Origin of the sequence: Streptomyces sp. TM32 (assembly GCF_004122755.1) — a bacterium.
GTDB lineage: Bacteria > Actinomycetota > Actinomycetes > Streptomycetales > Streptomycetaceae > Streptomyces > Streptomyces sioyaensis.
The window spans coordinates 1-18,892 of the sequence record NZ_SDIG01000025.1 but is presented as its reverse complement, the minus strand read 5'-3'; the positions used below and the strand labels follow the sequence as shown (position 1 = coordinate 18,892).

General features: G+C 73.2%; 16 protein-coding genes. 10 read left to right on the top strand and 6 right to left on the bottom strand.

Annotation, left to right across the window (positions count from 1 at the left end; genetic code table 11):
* Nucleotides 1-43: 43 nt before the first annotated feature.
* From EST92_RS08875 to EST92_RS08865, 3 genes are read right to left on the bottom strand one after another with little or no spacing between them, the layout of a single operon-like run.
* The gene (locus EST92_RS08875) at nucleotides 44-856 is read right to left on the bottom strand and encodes an ABC transporter ATP-binding protein (RefSeq protein ID WP_129246809.1); all 813 of its coding nucleotides are present in this window, start codon (nucleotides 854-856) and stop codon (nucleotides 44-46) included.
* Complete coding sequence (locus EST92_RS08870) at nucleotides 853-1,929, bottom strand: iron ABC transporter permease (protein WP_129280394.1); 1,077 nt, start codon at nucleotides 1,927-1,929, stop codon at nucleotides 853-855. Before EST92_RS08870 ends, EST92_RS08875 begins: the two co-directional genes overlap by 4 nt.
* The gene (locus tag EST92_RS08865; protein ID WP_129280424.1) at nucleotides 1,926-2,936 is read right to left on the bottom strand and encodes an iron ABC transporter permease; all 1,011 of its coding nucleotides are present in this window, start codon (nucleotides 2,934-2,936) and stop codon (nucleotides 1,926-1,928) included. Before EST92_RS08865 ends, EST92_RS08870 begins: the two co-directional genes overlap by 4 nt.
* 325 nt (nucleotides 2,937-3,261) lie before the next feature.
* Between EST92_RS08865 and EST92_RS08860 the strand changes: the two genes are divergently transcribed.
* The 6 genes from EST92_RS08860 to EST92_RS08835 all read left to right on the top strand — a co-directional run bounded on the left by EST92_RS08860 (nucleotide 3,262) and on the right by EST92_RS08835 (nucleotide 10,393).
* Complete coding sequence (locus tag EST92_RS08860) at nucleotides 3,262-4,407, top strand: FAD-dependent monooxygenase (protein ID WP_129280393.1); 1,146 nt, start codon at nucleotides 3,262-3,264, stop codon at nucleotides 4,405-4,407.
* Between the two features lie 167 nt (nucleotides 4,408-4,574).
* Nucleotides 4,575-5,339, top strand: coding sequence for a VOC family protein (locus EST92_RS08855; protein ID WP_129280392.1), 765 nt, complete (start codon nucleotides 4,575-4,577; stop codon nucleotides 5,337-5,339).
* A 177-nt stretch (nucleotides 5,340-5,516) separates the two neighbouring features.
* Complete coding sequence (locus EST92_RS08850; protein ID WP_129280391.1) at nucleotides 5,517-5,933, top strand: SH3 domain-containing protein; 417 nt, start codon at nucleotides 5,517-5,519, stop codon at nucleotides 5,931-5,933.
* A gap of 195 nt (nucleotides 5,934-6,128) precedes the next feature.
* On the top strand, nucleotides 6,129-7,319 hold the full coding sequence (locus EST92_RS08845; RefSeq protein WP_129280390.1) for an acyl-CoA dehydrogenase family protein: 1,191 nt from the start codon (nucleotides 6,129-6,131) through the stop codon (nucleotides 7,317-7,319).
* 24 nt (nucleotides 7,320-7,343) lie between these two features.
* On the top strand, nucleotides 7,344-8,243 hold the full coding sequence (locus EST92_RS08840) for an oxygenase MpaB family protein (RefSeq protein WP_129280389.1): 900 nt from the start codon (nucleotides 7,344-7,346) through the stop codon (nucleotides 8,241-8,243).
* 32 nt (nucleotides 8,244-8,275) lie between these two features.
* On the top strand, nucleotides 8,276-10,393 hold the full coding sequence (locus EST92_RS08835) for a serine/threonine-protein kinase (protein WP_129280388.1): 2,118 nt from the start codon (nucleotides 8,276-8,278) through the stop codon (nucleotides 10,391-10,393).
* Nucleotides 10,394-10,439: 46 nt separating this feature from the next.
* On the opposite strand, the gene EST92_RS08830 is transcribed toward EST92_RS08835, so the two are convergent.
* The gene (locus EST92_RS08830) at nucleotides 10,440-11,747 is read right to left on the bottom strand and encodes a glycoside hydrolase family 27 protein (protein WP_129280387.1); all 1,308 of its coding nucleotides are present in this window, start codon (nucleotides 11,745-11,747) and stop codon (nucleotides 10,440-10,442) included.
* Between the two features lie 179 nt (nucleotides 11,748-11,926).
* Between EST92_RS08830 and EST92_RS08825 the strand changes: the two genes are divergently transcribed.
* The 4 genes from EST92_RS08825 (at nucleotide 11,927) to EST92_RS08810 (ending at nucleotide 17,430) form a co-directional block, all read left to right on the top strand.
* Nucleotides 11,927-13,510: an NAD(P)/FAD-dependent oxidoreductase gene (locus EST92_RS08825; protein WP_129280386.1), complete on the top strand. Its 1,584-nt coding sequence runs from the start codon at nucleotides 11,927-11,929 to the stop codon at nucleotides 13,508-13,510.
* Between the two features lie 102 nt (nucleotides 13,511-13,612).
* Nucleotides 13,613-14,716 (top strand): nitronate monooxygenase family protein, encoded by a 1,104-nt coding sequence (locus EST92_RS08820; RefSeq protein ID WP_129280385.1) that lies wholly within the window; start codon nucleotides 13,613-13,615, stop codon nucleotides 14,714-14,716.
* Nucleotides 14,717-14,735: 19 nt separating this feature from the next.
* Entirely contained in the window at nucleotides 14,736-16,295 is a 1,560-nt protein-coding gene (locus EST92_RS08815; protein ID WP_129280384.1) for an acyl-CoA synthetase, read from the top strand.
* 148 nt (nucleotides 16,296-16,443) lie between these two features.
* On the top strand, nucleotides 16,444-17,430 hold the full coding sequence (locus EST92_RS08810) for a helix-turn-helix domain-containing protein (protein ID WP_129280383.1): 987 nt from the start codon (nucleotides 16,444-16,446) through the stop codon (nucleotides 17,428-17,430).
* A 73-nt stretch (nucleotides 17,431-17,503) separates the two neighbouring features.
* On the opposite strand, the gene EST92_RS08805 is transcribed toward EST92_RS08810, so the two are convergent.
* Nucleotides 17,504-17,860 (bottom strand): hypothetical protein, encoded by a 357-nt coding sequence (locus EST92_RS08805; RefSeq protein ID WP_129280382.1) that lies wholly within the window; start codon nucleotides 17,858-17,860, stop codon nucleotides 17,504-17,506.
* Nucleotides 17,861-17,937: 77 nt separating this feature from the next.
* Nucleotides 17,938-18,447 carry a hypothetical protein gene (locus EST92_RS32050; RefSeq protein ID WP_254068654.1) on the bottom strand — a complete coding sequence of 170 codons (510 nt, stop codon included), beginning with the start codon at nucleotides 18,445-18,447 and terminating at the stop codon, nucleotides 17,938-17,940.
* Nucleotides 18,448-18,892: the final 445 nt, after the last annotated feature.

Sequence of the window (18,892 nt, the reverse complement as noted above, 5' to 3'; positions counted from 1 at the left end):
TTGACGGGAGCGGAGGGGGAGCAAACGCCCGTGGGGGAGGCGGTCAGACGGTCACGGCGGTGTGCCGTTTCGCGCTGCTCTTCGGGACGACCAGCGGGGTGCCGGTCTCGGGGTCGGGGATCACGCGGCAGTCCACGTCGAACACGGACTTGACCAGCTCCGCGTCGAGGACGTCAGCCGGGGCGCCGGCCGCCGCCAGCCGCCCGTCCTTGAGGACCACGAGGTGATCCGCGTAACGGGCGGCCTGTCCGAGGTCGTGCAGCACCATCACCACGGTGCGGTCCGCCTCGGCGTGCAGCGCGGCGACCAGGTCGAGGACATCGAGCTGGTGCCGCAGGTCCAGGAAGGTGGTCGGCTCGTCGAGCAGCAGCAGATCGGTGTCCTGTGCCAGCGCGAGCGCGATCCAGGCGCGCTGCCGCTGACCGCCGGAGAGCTGGTCGACGGGCTGGTCGCGCAACTCCCGCGTGCCGGTGCGCCGCAGCGCCTCCTCCACCGCCTGCTGGTCCGCCGCCGACCAGGGGCTCAGCAGCCGCTGGTGGGGGTAGCGGCCGAGCCGTACCAGCGCCTCGACGGTGATCGCGTCGGGGGTGACCGGCTGCTGGGGGAGCAGCCCCATCCGCAGGGCCAGCGCACGGGCCGGCATCCGGTGGATATCGGCGCCGTCCAGCGCGACGGTGCCGGCGGCCGGCGCCAGCAGCCGGGTCAGCCCGCGCAACAGGGTCGACTTGCCACAGGCGTTGGGCCCGACGACGGCGGTGACGGCGCCGCCGGGCAGCACCAGATCCAGGCCGCCGACGATCAGCCGGTCGCCGTAGCGCAGATCGAGTCCGTGGGTGGAAAGCTGATTGGCGGTCATCGGGCACTCCTGTTCACGGAACTGCTTTGACGGATCATCAGCACCAGCAGCCATGGCGCGCCCAGAGTGGCGGTGACCACTCCGACCGGCAGCCCGCCGACCGGCAGCAGATACTGCGCCACGAGGTCGGAGGCGAGCAGCAGCACGGCACCGGCGAGGCCGGACAGCGCCAGCGTCCCGGCGGTCGGCGGCCCGGCGAGGAACCGCACCATGTGCGGGACGGCCAGCGCGACGAAGGCGACCGGTCCGGTGAGCGCGGCGGCCAGCGAGGCCAGCACGATCGCGATGACCAGGACCTGCAGCCGGGCGGCGCTGGTGCGCAGGCCGAGCGCGCCGGCCGAGTCGTCGCCCAGATCGAGGACGGCGAGCCGGCGGTGCAGTGCGAAGGCGACGAGCAGGCCCAGCGCCACCGCCCCGCCCGCGGACCACACTTCGGGCCAGGTCCGCCCGTACACCGAGCCGGTCGTCCACTGCAGGGCCGACCCCGCCAGCTCGGTGGGGAAGCGGACGACCATGAAGCTCACCGCCGCGGACAGACCCGCCTGTACGGCGAGACCGACCAGCACCAGGCGGGTCACGCTGACCCCGCCGCGCCAGCCGAACACCCCGAGCAGCACCGCGGCGAGCAGCCCGCCGCCGAGCGCGGCCAGCGGCATCAGGGCCTGCGAGGCCCCGGCGGCCAGCATCGCCACCGCGCCGAAGGAGGCGCCGCCGGTCACCCCCATGACGTCGGGTGAGGCGAGCGGATTGCGGAACAGCCGCTGGAGCAGGGCGCCGGCCACCGCCAGCCCCGCCCCCGCGACGATCGCCGCGACCATGCGCGGGGCCCGGAACTCCTGGACGACCAGCACCGTCGCGGAGTCGCCGAGCCCGAACAGGCCCTTGACCGCGTCGGCGGGCGGCAGCGCCATGTCACCGTTGGCCACGGACACCGTCACCAGGGCGCAGAGCACCACGAGTCCGACGACGGCGGTCAGCGCGGTACGCCCGCGCGCGGCGCCCCGGCGGGTCCGGCGGCCGGCGTCCACCGCCGGGTCCCCGTGCGGCGCGGCACTGCGTACGAAGCCGTTCATCGGGCCACCTTCCGGGCCAGCACTGCCAGCAGCGGCGCGCCGAGGAACGCGCTGATGATGCCGACCTGCAATTCGGACGGGCGGATGACGATCCGTCCGAGGATGTCGGCGGTGAGCAGCAGCAGCGGGCCGGCGAGCAGACAGCCGGGCACCACGATCCGGTGGTCGGAGGTGCGCAGCAGCTGGCGGACCAGATGCGGAGCGGCCAGCCCGATGAAGGCGAGCGGACCGGCCACGGCCACCGCGGAGCCGGCGAGCAGGACGACGGCCAGCCCGCCCGCGCTGCGGATCCGGGAGACCGGCACGCCCAGCGCCTGCGCCGAATCGTCGCCCAGCGCCAGCGCGTTGAGCGCCGGGACGATGGCCAGCGCGACCACCAGCCCGATCAGCAGGGTCGGCAGCACCGGGTAGAGCACCGACAGCGGACGTTCGGCCAGCGAACCGGCCAGCCAGAACCGCGCCTCGTCCAGCGACCGCTTGCTGGCCAGCATGACCGTCGATGTCCAGGACAGCAGGACGAGTTGCAGGACGGTGCCGCCCAGCGCCAGGCGCACCGGATCCAGGTCACCGGCGCGCCGCGCCAGCGCCTGGGCGAACAGCGCGGCGGCCGCGGCGCCGGCGAAGGCGAACCAGATGTACTGGACGGGCCGGGTCAGATGCAGCGCGTAGATCGCGGTGACCACCGCGAAGCCCGCGCCCGCGTTGATGCCCAGCGTCGTCGGGGAGGCGAGCGGATTGCGGGTGATGCCCTGGACGACCGCCCCGGCGACCCCGAGCGCCGCGCCGACGGCGAGCCCGACCACCGTGCGCGGCAGCCGAAGTCCCGTCACCACGAGGGCGTCCCGCCCGTGGGTGGCGCCGGTCAGCGCGTCCCAGACGGTGGACAGCGGTACGGACCGGGTACCGAGGGCGAGGCTGAGGGCGGCACAGACCGCCAGCGCCGCAAGCCCGACCACGAGCAGCGGGACGCGCCGCAGGAGGCGCGTGGCGGGCGGCGCATCGGGCACAGCGGGTGCGGTGGCAGATGGTTTGGTCGTCGACACGCGTCGCTACGTTAGGTTAGGCATACCTAAATACGCAAGCGAGGTTCCGCAGAAGTGGCCAACTATCCCTTTTGTCGGGCCAAGGTTACTCAACGGGCCCCCACCGCCCCCGACCTGGGTCGACCTACCCGCCTCCGCACCCGCGCACGCGCTCCTCCCCGCCGGTGCCCCGGTCCGTGGAGCCTGCGGGCGGGCAGCGGCGGGAGCCGGCCCGGCGCCGTGCTGCACCCGGTGGGCCACTGTGCTTTTCTGGCCAGGGGGCTGCCGTTTCGCTCAGCCGAGGAGCGCCATGAACCCCGCCCCGCCCCGTATCGCCCTCATCGGCGCCGGCCTGGGCGGGCTCCTCTGCGCCCGCGTCCTGCGCCGCAACGGGCTGCCCGTCACCGTCTTCGAGCAGGACGCCGCCGTCACCGCCCCCGACCGGCACGGCGTGCCGGAGCTGTGGCTGACGACCGGTCAGGCGGCGCTGCGCGCGGCCGGTCTCCAGAAGGAGTGCGCCGCGCTCGCCCGCCCGGCGGGCCAGGAGCTGCGGCTGCTCGACCACACCGCGACGGAACTCTTCCGGCGCGCCCCGACCCCGGGCGAAAACGGCGGGTCCGCGATCGGCCGGGGCGCGCTGCGCCGGCTGCTGCTGGAATCCCTGCCGCCCGGGACCCTGCGCTGGGGCAGCTATCTGCGCACCCTGCACCCGCTCGGCGACGGCCGCCACACCGCCGAGTTCGACGACGGCCACACCGAGACCTTCGACGTGGTCATCGGTGCCGACGGTGCCTGGTCCCGGGTGCGTCCGGTCCTCTCCGACGCCACCCCCCACTACTGCGGCGTCACCTTCGTCGAGGCGGGGTTCGAGGACGTCGACACCCGCCATCCGCGGCTCGCCCGCCTGGTCGGTGACGGCACGCTGCTGGCGCTCTCCGCCGGCAAGGGCCTGATCGTCCGGCGCCACGCCGCCGGCCGCCTCCACGTCCAGGCCGCCTTCCGCGGCTCCCAGGACTGGGCGCTGGAGGCCGGGGTGACGATGGCGGACACCGAAGCGGTCCGCGAGGTGCTGCTCGACGCCTTCGCGGGCTGGGACGACCGGCTGCTGGCGCTGCTCCGGGACCAGGACGGCGGATTCCGCAACCGGCCGCTGTTCGCCCTGCCGGTCCCGCACACCTGGACCGCCACCCCGGGGCTGACCCTGCTGGGCGACGCCGCGCACCTGATGGCGCCGTTCGCCGCCGAGGGCGCCGGCCTCGCGCTGCTCGACGGCGCCGAACTCGCCCTCGCCCTCGCCGGGGACCGCGACACCGACGCGGCGCTCGGCGCGTACGAGGCGGCCATGCTGCCCCGCGCGGCGCGCGCCGCCGAGGCCGCCACCGGCGCCCTCACCGAGGCCTTCGCCCCCGACGCCCCGCACGGCACCCTGCGCCGACTGCGCGCCGACGGCCCGTGAGCCGCGTGCCCGGGCGCCGCCGCACCAGCGGCCGGTCCGGCCCCCCCGCTCCGGTTGCGGCCCGGTCGCACCCGTCGGACCATCGGCAGCGTACGGCTACCGATCGGCAGCGGACGGACGTGCACAGCCCCGTCCGCCACGGCCCGGCGCGGAGGACGGAACACACCGTGAAGATCACTGAGCCCACTCCCGGTGCGCCCTGCTGGGTGGAGCTGGGCACCTCGGACGTGGACGCCGCCAAGGTGTACTACCGCCAGGTCTTCGGCTGGCGCGCCGAGACCGACCCGCGCCAGGAGGCGGGCGGCTACACCACGCTGTACCTGGGCGCCGCCCCGGTCGCCGCGCTGACCCCGCTCTACGCCCCCGGGCAGCCGACCGCCTGGACCGTGTCGTTCGCGACGCGGGACGCCGACGCGCAGGCCGCTGCGGTCACCGAGGCCGGCGGGCGGCAGCTGATGGGACCGATGGACGTCTTCGACCTGGGCCGCTTCGCCGTGCTGGCCGATCCGGAGGGCGCGGTGTTCTCGCTCTGGCAGGCCCGTTCCTTCGCGGGCGCCGCCCTCCTCAACGCGCCGGGCTCGCTCGGCTGGGTCGAGCTCGCCACCCGGGACGCCGAGGCCGCCAAGGCCTTCTACACCCGGGTCTTCGGCTGGACCGTCGGTACCCACGCGGACTACCCGCAATGGGGCATCGACGGCGCCGACTTCGGCGGGCTGAGCGCACTGGACGAGTTCTATCCGGACGACGTGCGGGCGCACTGGCTGCCGTACTTCGCGGTCGCCGACGTGGACGAGACGGCCGCCCGGGCCGCGGAGTCGGGGGGCATGCTGCTGGTGCCCCCGACGGACGTGCCCGACGGTCCGCGGATCGCGGTGATCCGGGATCCCCAGGGCGGCTCCTTCGGGATCCACCGCGCCGGCGCCGAGGGCTGACCGGCGCCGACCCGGGTCCGGCCGCGCGCCGATGACGGCGTGTCACCCGGCAACCCTTGCACTGTCACACGATTGGCTGCCTGTTCGTCGTTTCACCACATTCCGGGGGTGAAGTGCGCGTAATGTCCGGCTGTGCACCAATGGGTGGCATTGCGCGTCAAGAACAGGAGACCCCCTATGTCCACGACCGAAAACCTCGTGGCCCGAGGTAGAGAGCTCGCGGCCGGCGCGGGCGCACTGGCCGCGGTCGTCGCCGTCGGTGCGACGCTGTTCGCGGCCCCGGCCCAGGCGGCACCCGGACCCCTCAAGCCCTATGGCGTCGTCACGGCCAAGCGAGGCCTGAGTGAGCGTCAGTACCCCAGCACGGACTCCTCCGTGCGGGGCTACCTCCGTCACCGCTCGCAGGTCGGCCTGGTGTGCAAGGTGCGCACCCAGAACGTCCGCGGCAACTCCGTCTGGTACCTGACGCGCAGCGAGCGGCCGGCCTGGGTCTCGGCGAAATACGTGACCAACAGTGGGTTCGTCAAGTACTGCAAGGACGTGCAGCACCACCGGGTCCAGCCGAGCAACCCGGCGAAGCACGCCGTGGGCTGATGGAGTCCGGGGAGGGCCCGGTCCGGTGCCGCGGAGGTGCCGGGCCGGGCCTTCGTGTGTCCGCGGCCGGTCCGCGCACCCTTCCGTATTTCTGGAACAAGTTCTACTGTGCCCCTCGATCCGGCAGCCGACGACCCGTCAGCTTCGCGGGCGACCCCCGGGCCGGACGACCGGAGCGGACGAACTGGAGGGGCCGTGCACCTCGAATACACCCCCGAGCAGCAGCAGTTGCGCGCCGAGCTGCGCACGTACTTCGCCCGGCTGGTGCCGGACGACGCCTCGGCACGGTACGCCGCCCCCGCCGACCGGAAGCGCTTCTACCGTGAGACCGTGCGCCGGCTGGGTGCCGACGGCTGGCTCGGCGTCGGCTGGCCCACGGAGTTCGGCGGCCGCGGGATGTCCCCGATGGAGCAGTTCCTCTTCTTCGACGAGGCCGCCCAGGCGGGGGTGCCGCTGCCGCTGATGGCGCTGAACACCGTCGGGCCGACGCTCATGCAGTACGGCACCGACGAACAGAAGGCCTACTTCCTTCCCCGGATCCTCTCCGGCGAGCTCGACTTCGCCATCGGCTACAGCGAACCGGACGCCGGCACCGACCTGGCCGCCCTCAAGACCCGCGCCGTCCGCGAAGGCGACGAGGACAGCGGCCACTACGTCGTCAACGGACAGAAGATCTGGACGACCAACGGCGACACCGCGGACTGGGTGTGGCTCGCCGTACGCACCGCCCCCGACGCCCCGCCCCACAAGGGCATCACCATGCTGCTGGTCCCGACCAGCGACCCCGGCTACTCCTGCACCTTGATCAACACCCTCGCCTCGCACGACACCACCGCCAGCTACTACGAGAACATCACCGTCCCGGCCTCCCGCCGCGTCGGCGAGGAGAACAAGGGCTGGCGGATCATCACCAACCAGCTCAACCACGAGCGGGTCACCCTCGCCGCCCACGGCACCATGGCCATCCGCGCCCTGCACAACGTCCAGCGCTGGGCCGCCGACACCAAGCTCGGCGACGGCCGCCGGGTGATCGACCTGGGCTGGGTGCGTGGACGGCTGGCCCGTACCCACACCAGACTGGATGCCATGAAGCTGCTGAACTGGCAGATGGTCGACGCGCTCCAGCAGGGCACCCTCACCCCGCAGGACGCCTCCGCGGTCAAGGTCTACGGCTCCGAGGCCCGGCGGGACGCCTACGCCTGGCTGATGGAGGTCGTCGGGTCCGCGGGCCCGCTCAAGGAGGGCTCGGCCGGAGCGGTGCTCCACGGCGAGCTGGAACGCGGCTACCGCTCCGCCGTGATCTTCACCTTCGGCGGCGGCAACAACGAGATCCAGCGCGAGATCATCTCCTGGCTCGGCCTCGGGATGCCCCGCGTACGGCGCTGACGCGGCAGCGGGAGGTGAACTGAGGTGTCCACGGACGACCCGGGGCTGTTCGGGCCCCGCTCGGTGACCTGGCAGCTGCACGGCGACCCGATGATGTGGATCGCCGGCGTCCGCGCGCTGTACCTCCAGGCGCTGCACCCCCGTGCGGTACGCGGCGTCCTGCAGAACTCGGACTTCCGCCGCGACGCCTGGGGCCGGCTGCTGCGGACCGCCGACTTCGTCGGCACCGTCACCTACGGCACCACCGAGGCCGCCGAACGGGCCGGCGCCCGGGTCCGCCGTATCCACCGCCGGCTGTCCGCCGCCGATCCGGCGGGCGGCGCACGCTACCGCGTCGACGAGCCGGAACTCCTGTTGTGGGTGCATTGCGCGGAGGTCGACTCCTACCTGCACGTCCTGCGCCGCTCCGGGTGCCCGGTGGACGACGCCGCGGCCGACGCCTACCTCGCCGAGCAACGCGAGAGCGCCCGGCTCGTCGGCCTCGACCCGGCCGCCGTCCCGGGCGACCGGGCCGCCCTCGCGGCCTACTTCGCCCGCGTACGGCCCGAGTTGGCGCTCACCCCGGAGGCCCGCGAGGTGGCCGCCTTTCTGCGCCGGCCGCCGACCCCGGCGGTGCTCCGGCCGGCCCGCGCACTGCTGTGGCAGCACGTGGCCCGCCTCGCCTACGGCGCACTCCCGGCGTACGCACACGAGCTCTACGGGTTCCTCGCACCCCCGCCCGCCGCCGTCACCCGCCGGCTGTGCGCCACCGGCCGCCTGCTGCGCGCCGTTCCCACCAAGGTCCGCTGGCAGCTCCCGCCCCGGCACATCCTGCGCGCCGTCGAGCGACTCGGCCCCGACACCCGCCCAGCGCCCTACAAGCTCCGCCGTTCCCCCGCCATACTGTCAGGGCAGCGGGGCACGCAGGGGGAGCTGCGCGGCTGACCGCGGAACGGGGACGGGGGCGGCGATTCACGGTGGCAGAAAACAGACTGATCCAACGACGGTACCGACTGCTCGACACCATCGGACGCGGCGGCATGGGGGAGGTGTGGCGCGCCCGCGACGAGTCGCTGGGCCGGCAGGTCGCGGTCAAATGCCTCAAGCCGCTGGGCCCGGAGCACGAACCCTCGTTCCTGCGGGTCCTGCGCGAACGTTTCCGCCGTGAGGCCCGGGTCGCGGCCGCGCTCCAGCACCGCGGCATCACCGTCGTCCACGATTTCGGCGAGGACGACGGCACCCTCTTCATCGTCATGGAGCTGCTCAGCGGCCGTAATCTCAGCCAGCTGCTGGACGACAACCGGCGCCAGCCGCTGCCCGTCCCGGACTTCATCGAGATCGCCGAACAGGTCACCGCCGCGCTCGCCTACACGCACGAACAGGCCATCGTGCACCGCGACCTCAAGCCGGCGAACATCGTCAAGACCGCCGACGGCACGGTCAAGATCTGCGACTTCGGCATCGCCCGGCTCGGCCACGACATCGGTTTCACCGCCCGGCTGACCGGCACCGGCATCGCCATGGGCAGTCCGCACTACATGTCGCCCGAGCAGATCGGCGCCCACGGCATCGACCACCGCAGCGATCTCTACTCGCTCGGCTGTGTGCTGTACGAGATCGCCACCGGCGTGCCGCCGTTCGACCTGGGCGACACCTGGGCGGTGCTCGTCGGGCATCGCGACCGGGCCCCCGAGCCGCCGCGTACGCTCCGGCCCGACCTGCCGGAGAGCTACGAGCGGATCATGCTCGACCTCCTCGCCAAGGACCCCGACGACCGGCCCCGGGACGCCGCCGAGCTGGGAAAACGCCTCGCCGATGCCCGTGCGCCGCGGCTCGCGCACCGCGCCGTGGCCGACCCGGACGAGGCCACCGTCCCGGCCCGCCCGCTGCCGTCCTGGACGCACGGCATGACCCCCGGATCCGCGGCACACCTGGCCCGGCGGCCGTACCGCCCGGCACCGGACCGGGCCGCCACGGTCCTCACCGATGCCTGGACCGGCGGCAGCGACCCGCGGCGTGACGATGCCTCCCCGGCCGCCGGTGTGGCCGGACCGCCGCTGCCCGACGACCGCCGTGCCGCCCTCGCCGCGCTGGCCGGCCGGCACACCGCCGCGCTGGACCTCGGCCGGCTGGGCCGATGGGCGGAGTCGGGCGAGGCACATCGCGCGCTCGCCGCGGAGCGGGCCCGGCTCCTGGGCCCCGACCACCCCGACACGCTCACCAGCCGGCTGGAGGCCGGCCATGCGCTGGGCCACCTCGGCCGGCACTTCGAGGCGCACCAGCTCTACGCCGAGGTGCTGGGCGGCCGCGAACGTGCGCTGGGCCCGGACCACCCGGACTCGCTGAGCTGCCGCCACCACGTCGCGCTCAATCTCGGCCGGCTGGGACGGCTGGAGGACTGTCACACGATGGCGCGGGACGTGGCCGAGGCCCGCGCCCGGGTGCTCGGCCCGCTGCACCCCGACACCCTCGCCACCCGCGGTGAACTCGCCTTCGTCCTGGGCAGGTTGGGCATGTGGGCGGCGGCGCTGCAGGTCTACCAGGAGGTCGCGGCGGCCCGCTCGGCCGTACTCGGCCCCGACCACCCCGACACCCTGGCCGCCCGCTACGAGGTCGGTATCGGCCTCGGCCGGCTCGGCCGCGGCGCGGAGGCGCTGGCGCTCTACCGGGAGCTGGTCGCGGCCCGTACCCGCGCCCAGGGCGCCGACGACCCGGAGACCCTGCGCGCCCGGCACGGCCTGGTCGTCAACCTCGGCCGGCAGCACCGCTGGCAGGAGGCGCTGGTGGAGGCCCGTGAAGTGGCCGCGGCCCGCGCCCGGGTGCTGGGCGAGGACCACCCCGACACCCTGGTCAGCCGCCGGGAGACCGCCGTGGCGCTGGGCTGGCTCGGCCGCTGGGGCGAGGCCCTGGACCACTACCGCCGGGTCGCCGACGCCCGCGTGCGGGTCCTGGGTGCCGGCCACCTCGACGCGCTGGCCAGCCAGAGCGATCTCGCCCAGTGTCTGGAACAGCTGGGCCGCGCGGACGAGGCCGCCGCCGTCCACCGCCGGCTCGCGGCAAGGCGCCAGGAGCGCGCCGTACGCGGGCGGCAGTGAACGGGCGGCCCGCGTCGGGGGCGGGTCCGGGTGCCGGCCCGCCGGCTCAGTGCGGGGTGACCCGGTAGAGCACGGTGCTGTGCGGCGGCACGTCCCGCGCCACGATGGTCCGGTCGCTCCGCGTCCGGCGGCCGGTGACCAGATCGTGCAGCCGGTAGGACCCGGCATCCGGCAGCCCGGCCGCGGCGGCCGTGACGGACAGGGTGCGCGGTGTGTCGCCCGAGTTGAACAGGGCGACCGCCGCGTCGCCGTTCTTCAGCGGCTTGGCCAGCACCGCGGAGCCGTCGTCCTGGCGCACCAGCCGCCCCTGGACGCCGAGCGCGTCCTGATCGACGGCGATGACCTTCGGGTTCCCGAGCACCTCGCGCGCCTGCGGGGACAGGCGGGCGACATCCGTGCTGGAGATCAGCGGCGCGGCCATCATGGCCCACAGCGACATCTGGCTCTGGATCTCCGCGCGCGTCAGGCCGGTGTCGCCGGCCAGCAGGAAGTCCGGGTCGTTCCAGCGCCCCGGCTTCTGGAGGGCCGCCAGCTTCACGTTGTAGCGGAAGTTGTAGAGGATGGAGGACCACTTCGCGGCCGGGGTGTGCTGCTGGAGCGCGACATCCCGCCCGCCGCGCCACAGATTGCCGACCTCCGCGGACCAGCCGATGACCCGGTGCCAGACGCTGTCCCCGTCGTACTGGAAATAGGCCGGTGCCGACACCGAGAAGGTCATCGGCCGGCCGGTGTCCCTGAGCGCCCGGCTCATCTGCCCGTACACATCCCGGTAGGTCTCCTCCTTGGTGTGCCCCGGCGCCACCGGCACGTTGCAGCCGTCCGCCTTGACGTAGTCCACCTTCCACCGGGCGAACTGCTGTGCGTCCTGGGGGAAATGGCCGAGACTGCCCGGATACTTCTCACACGTCAGGGTGCCGACGTCCGTGTAGATCCCGAACTTCAGTCCCATACGGTGCAGCTGCCGCCCCAGATACGCCATGCCGTGCGGGAACTTCTCCGGGTCCGCCACCAGCTCGCCCCGCGAGCCACGGGCTCTGCTCATCCAGCAGTCGTCCACGGTGACGGTGCGGTACCCCTTGCCCGCCAGCCCCGTACGGACCAGCGCCCGCGCATTGTCCAGGACCGTCTTCTCGTCGATCCGGCACATGTAGTAGGACCAGTCGTTCCAGCCCATCGGGGGTCTGGGGGCGAGATTCGGATACGCCCCGGCGGCCCGTGCGGCGCCGGGCGCGCGGGCCGGATCGGGGGCGGCCGAGGCCGGCGCGGGGGCCGCGAGCAGTCCGGCGGAGCAGGCGGCGACGGCGGTCAGTCCGGCGAGGGTACGGCCGGTGCGGGGTACCGGGGAACGGGACACGGGTCACCTCACGGGTGGGCGGGACGGCTGGGGGGAGGACGGCCGCGGGCGGTGCCCGGGCGGAGCACGGCCGGACGCTAGGAGCACCCCCCTGCCCGGTCAAGAAGCCGCACCGACCGGGGAGAAGGTTTCAGCCGCGTGCACCTGGCGACCCTGATCGGCGCGTGCTACCAAGAGGCATGCCGGAACGGACTTCGTATGACGCGGTCATCGTCGGCGGCGGGCACAACGGACTGGTCGCCGCCGCCTACCTCGCGCGCGCCGGGCACAGCGTGCTGGTGCTGGAGCGGCTGGACCACACCGGTGGTGCCGCCGTGTCGACCCGGGCGTTCACCGGGGTCGACGCCCGGCTGTCCCGCTACTCCTATCTCGTCAGCCTGCTGCCACCGAAGATCGTGCGGGACCTCGGGCTGCGCTTCGCGGTCCGCAAACGCACCGTCTCCTCCTACACCCCCACCGTGCGCGACGGCCGCCCCACCGGACTCCTCGTCGGCAAGGGCGAGGCCCACACCCGTACGGCCTTCGCCGAACTCACCGGATCGGAGCGGGAGTTCGCCGCCTGGCAGAGTTTCTACGGCGCCACCCGGCGGCTCGCCGAGCGGGTCTTCCCCACGCTGACCGAGCCGCTCCCCACCCGCGAGGCGCTCCGCGCCGTCATCGACGACGACGCCCTCTGGCACGCCCTGTTCGAACGCCCCCTGGGGGAGCTGGTCGAGGAGACCTTCGCCGACGACCTGATCCGCGGTGTGGTGCTCACCGACGGCCTCATCGGCACCTTCGCCGGCGCCCACGACCCCTCGCTGCGGCAGAACCGCTGCTTCCTCTACCACGTCATCGGCGGCGGCACCGGCGACTGGGACGTCCCCATCGGCGGTATGGGCGCACTCACCGACGCCCTGGCCGACGCCGCCCGCCGGGCCGGCGCGGAGATCGTCACCGACTGCGAGGCGACCGGCATCGCGACGGACGGCCGGACCGCGGAGGTCAGCTGCGCGGCGGGCACCGTCGGCGCCCGCCGGGTCCTGGTCAACGCCGCCCCGCGGGAGCTGGCCCGCCTCCTGGGCGAGGCTCCGCCGCCACCTGCCGAGGGCGCCCAGCTCAAGGTCAACATGCTGCTCACCCGGCTGCCGCGGCTCCGGGACACCCGGGTGGATCCCCGCGAGGCGTTCTCCGGCACCTTCCACATCGCCGAGGGCTACCGTCAGCTGGAGGACGCCTACCGGCAGGCCGCGTCCGGCGCCCTGCCCGCCGCCCCGCCCTCGGAGATCTACTGCCACTCCCTGACCGACCCCTCCATCCTCGGCGCCGACCTGGTCCGCCAGGGTTACCAGACGCTCACCCTGTTCGGGCTGCACACCCCCGCGCGCCTGTTCGCCGCCGACACCGCAGACCACGCCCCCACCCGCGACCGCCTCCTGGCCGCCACCCTCGCCGAACTCGACACCCACCTCGCCGAACCGCTCGCCGACTGTCTGGCGTACGACGCCGAGGGCCGCCCCTGCATCGAGGCCAGGTCCCCGCTCGACCTGGACCGCGAACTGGGCCTGCCGGGCGGCAACATCTTCCACCGCGACCTGGCCTTCCCGTACGCGGATCCGGACGCCGAGCACGGCGGCGGCGCACCGGCCCGCTGGGGCGTCGCCACCGCGCACCCCACCGTCCTCCTCTGCGGCGCGGGCGCGGTACGCGGCGGGGGAGTGAGCGGGATCCCGGGGCACAATGCGGCGATGGCGGTGTTGGAGGAGGGCGTCGGGAAGAGCTGAGGGCCGCCGGGCGGCGGAATCTGTCCCCGCGCCGCGCCATGTTTCTGACGTTCCATCAGAAACTCTCTTCCCTCGTACGGCCCGCTGCGGCATCCTGCGCGCATGCAGACGGAGCTGAGCATCACGCTGGGAATCGAGCACGCCGTCTTCGGGTTCACGCCCTTTCCCGCCGTCGCCGCCGCGATCACCCGGGCCGGCGGGTTCGGGGTGCTCGGCGCGGTCCGCTACACCGCCCCGGACGAGCTGGCCCGTGACCTCGACTGGATGCAGGACCACACCGAGGGGCTGCCGTACGGACTCGATGTGGTGATGCCCGCCAAGAAGGTGGCCGGCGTCAGTGAGGCCGAGGTCGAGGCGATGATTCCGGAGGGGCACCGCCGCTTCGTCGCCGAACTGCTCGACACACACGGGGTACCGCGGCTCGCGGAGGGCGAGGCGTCCGGCTGGCGGATCACCGGGTGGATGGAGGAAGTCGCCCGCACCCAGCTCGATGTGGCCTTCGACTATCCGATCAAGCTGCTCGCCAACGCCCTCGGCTCCCCGCCCCCCGACGTCATCCGGCGCGCGCACGACCACGGCATCCTGGTCGCCGCGCTGGCCGGCAGCCCCCGGCACGCCCGGCACCACAAGGACGCCGGTATCGACCTCGTCGTCGCCCAGGGCTACGAGGCGGGCGGCCACACCGGCGAGATCGCCACCATGGTCCTCACCCCGGAGGTCGTCGCCGCCGTCGACCCGCTGCCGGTGCTCGCCGCCGGCGGCATCGGCACCGGCGAGCAGATCGCCGCCGGGCTCGCCCTCGGCGCGCAGGGCGTCTGGCTCGGCTCGGTCTGGCTGACCTGCGAGGAGGCCGAGCTGCACTCCCGGCGGCTGACCGCCAAACTGCTCGCCGCCGGACCCGCCGACACCGTCCGCTCCCGCGCCCTGACCGGTAAACCCGCCCGCCAGCTGCGCACCGCATGGACCGACGCCTGGGACGACCCGGACGGCCCCGGCCCGCTCCCGATGCCGCTCCAGGGCCTGCTGGTCGCCGAGGCCAACTCCCGTATCCAGCGGTACGAGGTCGAGCCGCTGCTGGGCACCCCGGTCGGCCAGATCGTCGGCCGGATGAACAGCGAACGCAGCGTACAGGCGGTCTTCGACGACCTCACCCGCGGCTTCGAGCGGGCCGTCGACCGCATCAACCGCATCGCCGGACGCGCCTGAACCCGAGGAGGACAGCGGAATGACCCCAGGCTCCCCACCGCCCAACGGCTTCTGGGCACAGGCCACCGCCGACCCGGACCGCCCGGTCCTGATCGCCCCGGACGGCGAGGAATGGACCGCGGGCCGGCTGCACGCCGCGAGCAACCAACTGGTCCACGGGCTGCGCGCCGCGGGCCTGCAGCGCGGCGACGCCTTCGCCGTGGTCCTCCCCAACGGCGTGGAGTTCCTCACCGCCTACCTCGCCGCGTCCCAGGCCGGTTTCTACCTCGTCCCGGTCAACCACCATCTGGTCGGCCCGGAGATCGCCTGGATCGTCGCCGACTCGGGGGCGAAGGTGCTGGTGGCGCACGAGCGGTTCGCGGCGGCGGCGCGGCAGGCCGCCGACGAGGCGGACCTGCCGGCCGGACAGCGCTATGCCGTCGGCGCCATCGACGGCTTCCGCCCGTACGCCCAACTCCTCGACGGGCAGCCGGAGTCCGCGCCCGCCGACCGCACCCTGGGCTGGGTGATGAACTACACCTCGGGCACCACCGGGCGCCCCCGCGGCATCCGCCGCCCGCTGCCCGGCATCCCGCCCGAGGAGACCTACCTCGGCGGCTTCCTGGCCATCTTCGGCATCGAGCCGTTCGGCGACCACGTCCATCTGGTCTGCTCGCCGCTCTACCACACCGCCGTCCTGCAATTCGCCGGCGCCTCCCTGCACATCGGCCACCGCATCGTCGTGATGGACAAGTGGACGCCGCAGGGGATGCTCGCCCTCATGGACGCGCACCGCTGCACCCACACCCACATGGTCCCCACCCAGTTCCACCGGCTGCTCGCGCTGCCCGCCGAGACCCGGGCGGCCTACGACGTGAGCGCCATGCGGCACGCCCTGCACGGCGCCGCGCCCTGCCCCGACCACGTCAAACGCGCCATGATCGACTGGTGGGGCGGCTGCGTCGAGGAGTACTACGCGGCGAGCGAGGGCGGGGGCGCCTTCGCGACCGCCGAGGACTGGCTCAAGAAGCCCGGAACGGTCGGCAAGGCCTGGCCGATCAGCGAGCTGGCCATCTTCGACGACGACGGCAACCGGCTGCCCGCGGGCGAACTCGGCACCGTCTACATGAAGATGAGCACCGGCGGCTTCCGCTACCACAAGGACGAGGACAAGACGCAGAAGAACCGGATCGGGGACTTCTTCACCGTCGGCGACCTCGGCCATCTCGACGAGGACGGCTTCCTCTTCCTCCGCGACCGCAAGATCGACATGATCATCTCGGGCGGCGTGAACATCTACCCCGCCGAGATCGAATCCGCCCTGCTCAGCCACCCCGCGGTCGCCGACGCGGCGGCCTTCGGCATCCCGCACGACGACTGGGGCGAGGAGGTCAAGGCCGTCATCGAACCCGCCGAGGGCCAGCGGCCGGGCCCCGGGCTGGCCGCCGACATCCTGGCCCACTGCGCGCGACAGCTCGCCGGCTACAAGCGTCCCAAGTCCGTCGACTTCATCGCCGTCATGCCCCGTGACCCCAACGGCAAGCTGTACAAGCGCCGGCTGCGTGATCCGTATTGGGAGGGACGCGAGCGCGCCGTCTAGCGGCGGCGGGATGGGAGCGCGCACTCCTCTCGGGCATACCGTGGAAGTGACTGACCGTGTGTGCAGGTCGCCTTCGGTTGTGGGACCTTGAGGGGGGCGGACGCCGCCGCAGGGGGCGTTCGCGGGGAATCGAAGGGGGAATGGTTTCATGCTCGGCGAGGTGGAGTTCCGGAGCGACGATGTGGCTCCGGCGGACCGGTTCGACTACTGGCGTGAGCAAGTCTTCGGGAGCTTCGTGCCGATGGACATTCTCAGCGACCACGTGGCCGACTTCGCGGCCACACAGCGCATCCTGGACCTCGGCGACGTGCGCCTGCGGACGACGGAGCACTCGCCGATGACGGTACGGCGCACGGCGCATCTGATCCGGCGGTCCGACCCGGGGATCTACCATCTGTCTTTTGCTGCCGGCGGGCACGAAAAGGTTGACCATCTCGGCCGCGAGGCGGTGTACGGCGTGGGCGACCTGGCCCTCGTGGACACCTCACGCCCCCATCACGTCGAGGTGGCCGCCGGTGAGAGCGGGGGGCAGGCGCGGGGGACGGGCGTCTTCGTCCCCCGGGAGCTGATTCCCCTTCCGGCGAAGAGCGTCGAGAAGCTCATCAACCGGCCGATGTCGGGGCGGGAGGGTGTTGGCGCCCTGCTGGTTCAGTTCCTCACCCAGGTGGTCAGGGACAGCAGCTCCTTCCAGCCTGCCGACGGGCCCGGCCTGGGGACGGTGGCCCTCGATCTGATCGCCATGCTGTTCGCCCAGGCCCTCGACGCCGAGGACACCCTCGCGCCGGAGGCCCGTCGGCGCGCCCTCCGCCTGCGCATCCAGGGATTCATTCAACATCGCCTGTCCGACCCCGACTTGACGCCCAGCGCAGTCGCGGCCGCCCACCACATTTCCCTCAGTTATCTGTACCGTCTCTTCGAGGACGAAGAGGCCACCGTCGCTGCCTGGATTCGCCGCCAGCGCCTCGAACGCGCCCGCCGCGACCTCGCCGACACCGCCCTCCGTAGCACCCCCGTCCACGCGATCGCCACCCGCTGGGGCTTTCCCCGGGCGGCCGACTTCACCCGCGCCTTCCGCACCGCATACGGCATGCCGCCCACGGCCTACCGGAACGAGGCCTGCCAGGCGGCCGAGTAAGGAGGCGGTGCGGGGGCGGGGGGTGGCCAAGTGTCGCGCCAAGTGTCGCACCCCTGCCGGTCATGACTCGCTGTCAGCGGAAAAGGAGGGAGCCGCAGAACCGTCCACTGAGGTGGGCAACCCGGTCGCCCGGCTCCAGGGTGAGGCGGGCGCCGCTGTAGTGCGGCCCGGTGAAGAAGAAGGCTGTGTACCTGCCCACGTTCTTGGCCGAGCCGGGGCACCAGCCCTGGCCCCCCAGACTCCGATCACTGCGGGTCAAGGTTGTGTGCCTGCCCTTGAACAGGGGCTGCTCGTAGACGACGACCTTCGCCCTACTGCCCTCGACCGAGCCGGCGGTCGCCGGGGAATCGTCCGCGGAGGCCGGCAGCGCGGCGCCGAGCACGAGTGCAGCGGCGGCGGTGCTCGTGGCGAATATGTGACCGAGACGCATGGTGTTTTCCTTCCGTTCGTTGGTCGGTCGCCTCATGGCGATGTGGGTGACGGGGATGATGCGGGTGGCCGGTTCCCTCAGCTGCCCGCACGGTTCAGGACGCGGTAGGCGGCTGCCAGCCAACGGTCCTTGCGGGCTTTTGCCTCGTGCAGGCGGGCGGCGTTGTGCCGGATCAGTTGCCTTTGGATACGGGTCTCGGCCGCTGCCCATACCGTCACCAGCTGAGCCGCCTGCTGACAGGTCACGTCGGCGCGGGCGGTGTGGCGTTCGGCCGGGGTGGGGGCGGTCGTGTTCCAGCGCCGGCTGCCGGCGGCTGTCAGGGGGTCCGGGTAGTCGAAGCCTTCCTTCGCCATGCAGGCGTGCCATCCGCGGAAGGCACGGCGCACTTCGGGTGCGTGCCGGGAGGCGTCCAGGGCCGTTCCGGTCAGCTGGTTGAAGGCGTGGTAGTCCGGTGGGGCGGTGTCGCCGACGAGTTGGTGCTGGGCCGCCTTGAGGCACCCGCCCTTGCCGGAGGGCCCGTAGGCCGCGCGTTGCACTGCCGCGGGGAGCGCGTCGCGCTCGTCCCAGGCGTGGTTGCGCCGTACCACCGACGTCGGGTCGGGGCGCGGGTGGTATCCGTAGCGGACGACTTCGGCCGCGACGACTCCGTACCGGCGGAGGTTCGGGGGGGGCGATGTCCCGGGTGGGCACCCTGGGCAGCGCCTTCCACTCCAGGCTCAGCTTGTTCATGCACCGGCGCATGAGGATGTCCTGTGCGTCTTCCACGGCGTAGGTCTCGGCGTCATTCGATGCGTAGGCGTCCAGCGGCAGTTTCACCTGTCCGGCCTGCTGGTTCGCGTACGGCACCGGTGCGCTGGCGTGCCGGGCGTGCGCGGGCTTCTCTTCCAGCGCCGTGCAGCTGGTGGCGGAAGTGGCCACGAGCAGCACGAGCGCGGTGGCGGCCCGTGCGCGGGAGAACGACATGGTTGCCTCTTGGGGGTGAGCTGCGCGATAGGCGACGTGCGTGGGGCGGGGCGCGGTGGGAGGCGGGGT

Coding starts and splice junctions, on each gene's coding strand:
- EST92_RS08875 (WP_129246809.1), bottom strand. CDS start 856: ATGACCGCCAATCAGCTTTCCACCCACGGACTCGATCTGCGCTACGGC.
- EST92_RS08870 (WP_129280394.1), bottom strand. CDS start 1,929: ATGAACGGCTTCGTACGCAGTGCCGCGCCGCACGGGGACCCGGCGGTG.
- EST92_RS08860 (WP_129280393.1), top strand. CDS start 3,262: ATGAACCCCGCCCCGCCCCGTATCGCCCTCATCGGCGCCGGCCTGGGC.
- EST92_RS08850 (WP_129280391.1), top strand. CDS start 5,517: ATGTCCACGACCGAAAACCTCGTGGCCCGAGGTAGAGAGCTCGCGGCC.
- EST92_RS08825 (WP_129280386.1), top strand. CDS start 11,927: ATGCCGGAACGGACTTCGTATGACGCGGTCATCGTCGGCGGCGGGCAC.
- EST92_RS08820 (WP_129280385.1), top strand. CDS start 13,613: ATGCAGACGGAGCTGAGCATCACGCTGGGAATCGAGCACGCCGTCTTC.
- EST92_RS08815 (WP_129280384.1), top strand. CDS start 14,736: ATGACCCCAGGCTCCCCACCGCCCAACGGCTTCTGGGCACAGGCCACC.
- EST92_RS08810 (WP_129280383.1), top strand. CDS start 16,444: ATGCTCGGCGAGGTGGAGTTCCGGAGCGACGATGTGGCTCCGGCGGAC.
- EST92_RS08805 (WP_129280382.1), bottom strand. CDS start 17,860: ATGCGTCTCGGTCACATATTCGCCACGAGCACCGCCGCCGCTGCACTC.